The following is a 261-nucleotide window of genomic DNA, read 5'->3' as shown; positions in this document are numbered from 1 at the left end:
TACTTTCATGCAGGAATTGCAAAACTAGAAAATATGAACTCATCCTACATTACATTGGTGCCCAAAAAGAGTTCTCCTGAGCAAGTTGGTGACTTCAGACCTATCTCCCTTACTGGTATGGGGCTTAAATTCCTATCCAAAATGGTTGCCAATAGACTGCAGTTACAAATCATGAAATGCATCCATAACAATCAGTATGGTTTCATCAAGTCCAGAACCATACAAGATTGTGTTGGATGGACACTGGAATACCTACACCAA

General features: G+C 39.5%; 1 protein-coding gene. It reads left to right on the top strand.

The genetic code is table 11. The annotated features are described in order from the left end of the window. Positions 1-33 precede the first annotated feature (33 nt). Positions 34-261: reverse transcriptase domain-containing protein (locus tag ACP7FG_RS13060; RefSeq protein WP_439226636.1), on the top strand; the 228-nt coding region annotated here is incomplete at its 3' end.

The organism is Idiomarina sp. ST10R2A5 (assembly GCF_051842325.1).
Lineage (GTDB): Bacteria > Pseudomonadota > Gammaproteobacteria > Enterobacterales > Alteromonadaceae > Idiomarina > Idiomarina abyssalis.
Note: the sequence above shows the minus strand (reverse complement) of the source record. Positions and strands in the feature narration are given on the sequence as shown.